Below are 2,500 nucleotides of genomic sequence, written 5' to 3'. Positions count from 1 at the left end.
GGATGAGCTGTGCCTAGGGGTGAAAGGCCAATCAAACTCGGAGATAGCTGGTTCTCTGCGAAATCTATTTAGGTAGAGCGTCATCCGAATACCCCGGGGGGTAGAGCACTGGATGGGTAATGGGGCCCCACAGGCTTACTGATCCTAACCAAACTCCGAATACCCGGGAGTACTAGATGGCAGACACACGGCGGATGCTAACGTCCGTCGTGGAGAGGGAAACAACCCTGACCTCCGGCTAAGGCCCCCAATTCATGGCTAAGTGGGAAAGCAGGTGAGACGTCCAAAACAACCAGGAGGTTGGCTTAGAAGCAGCCATCCTTTAAAGATAGCGTAACAGCTCACTGGTCTAATTAAGATGTCTTGCGGCGAAGATGTAACGGGGCTCAAGCCATGAGCCGAAGCCGAGGATGCACATAGTGCATGGTAGCAGAGCGTAGTGTGACATAGTCTCATGTCTCCTTACTTCCTTCGGGAAGATTGGAGACGCGAGGCTTTCGATGAAGCCGGGGCGTGAGCCATCCGGTGGAGAGATCACTAGCGAGAATGATGACATGAGTAGCGACAAAGAGTGTGAGAGACACTCTCGCCGAAAGTCCAAGGGTTCCTGCTTAAAGCTAATCTGAGCAGGGTAAGCCGGCCCCTAAGCCGAGGCCGAAAGGCGTAGGCGATGGGAACCACGTTAATATTCGTGGGCCAGGAGGATGTGACGGATTGTGAAGGTAGTTCATCCTTATCGGATTGAATGGGCTGCTGATCAGTCCCTGGAAATAGCCCTCCATCAGACCGTACCCTAAACCGACACAGGTGGACTGGTAGAGAATACCAAGGCGCTTGAGAGAACGATGTTGAAGGAACTCGGCAAAATACCTCCGTAAGTTCGCGAGAAGGAGGCCCGGGTCCTACGCAAGTGGAATCCGGGGGCACAAACCAGGGGGTGGCGACTGTTTATTAAAAACACAGGGCTCTGCGAAGTCGCAAGACGACGTATAGGGTCTGACGCCTGCCCGGTGCCTGAAGGTTAAAAGGAGGGGTGAGAGCTCCGAATTGAAGCCCAGGTAAACGGCGGCCGTAACTATAACGGTCCTAAGGTAGCGAAATTCCTTGTCGGGTAAGTTCCGACCTGCACGAATGGCGTAACGACTTCCCCGCTGTCTCCAACATCGACTCAGCGAAATTGAATTGCCTGTCAAGATGCAGGCTTCCCGCGGTTAGACGGAAAGACCCCGTGCACCTTTACTACAGCTTCGCACTGGCATCAGGATTGTGATGTGCAGAATAGGTGGTAGGCATCGAAGCAGGGACGCAAGTCCTTGTGGAGCCTCCTTTGAGATACCACCCTTCGCACTCTTGATGTCTAACCGCGGTCCGTTATCCGGATCCGGGACCCTGCGTGGCGGGTAGTTTGACTGGGGCGGTCGCCTCCTAAAGAGTAACGGAGGCGCGCGAAGGTTGGCTCAGAGCGGTCGGAAATCGCTCGTTGAGTGCAATGGCAGAAGCCAGCCTGACTGCAAGACTGACAAGTCGAGCAGAGACGAAAGTCGGCCATAGTGATCCGGTGGTCCCGCGTGGAAGGGCCATCGCTCAACGGATAAAAGGTACGCCGGGGATAACAGGCTGATACTGCCCAAGAGTCCATATCGACGGCAGTGTTTGGCACCTCGATGTCGGCTCATCTCATCCTGGGGCTGGAGCAGGTCCCAAGGGTACGGCTGTTCGCCGTTTAAAGAGGTACGTGAGCTGGGTTTAGAACGTCGTGAGACAGTTCGGTCCCTATCTGCCGTGGGTGTAGGATACTTGAGAGGAGTTGCCCCTAGTACGAGAGGACCGGGGTGAACGAACCACTGGTGGACCTGTTGTTGCGCCAGCAGCAGTGCAGGGTAGCTATGTTCGGACAGGATAACCGCTGAAGGCATCTAAGCGGGAAGCCCCCCTCAAAACAAGGTATCCCTGAGGGCCGTGGAAGACCACCACGCCGATAGGCCGGAGATGTAAGTGCAGCAATGCATTCAGTTGACCGGTACTAATCGCCCGATAGGCTTGATTTGATCCAGTAACAGACAGTGTTACGGAACCAAACAAAGCAAACATCCCAAAAAAATGACTTGGACTGTTGATTGTAGCCGACGCAGGTTGTTCTGCCTGCCGCAAATACGCGGTGACAGAACAGCCGGGCAGTATCTCGCACATCTACTTTGTAAATGTGCCGCCTGCTGCTCATCAGCCTTGCTTCGCAAGGTCGTCGGATATGGATTTTTCTTGGTTTGGTGGCTACAGCACAAGTGAAACACCCGGTCCCATCCCGAACCCGGAAGTTAAGCACTGTCGCGCCGATGGTACTTGGGCTTAAGCCCTGGGAGAGTAGGTCACCGCCAAACCTAGTAAAATCCAGAAATCTCTCTAAACGATCAATATACCCTGACGCGGGATGGAGCAGCCAGGTAGCTCGTCAGGCTCATAACCTGAAGGTCGTAGGTTCAAATCCTACTCCCGCAACCAA

1 tRNA gene and 2 rRNA genes (1 of these 3 cut by a window edge) are annotated in these 2,500 nt (G+C 54.2%); all 3 read left to right on the top strand.

The features are described 5' to 3' along the window. Nucleotides 1–2,048 (top strand): 23S ribosomal RNA (locus tag ACP151_RS19775); it begins 780 nt to the left of the window's first position. A gap of 215 nt (nucleotides 2,049–2,263) precedes the next feature. After that, nucleotides 2,264–2,378 (top strand): 5S ribosomal RNA (rrf, locus tag ACP151_RS19770). Between the two features lie 44 nt (nucleotides 2,379–2,422). Then, nucleotides 2,423–2,499: transfer RNA gene (locus ACP151_RS19765), tRNA-Met, on the top strand. Nucleotide 2,500 lies beyond the last annotated feature (1 nt).

It is taken from the genome of Leisingera sp. S232 (genome assembly GCF_049800895.1).
Lineage (GTDB): Bacteria > Pseudomonadota > Alphaproteobacteria > Rhodobacterales > Rhodobacteraceae > Leisingera.
This window is presented reverse-complemented; position numbering and strand designations above follow the sequence as displayed.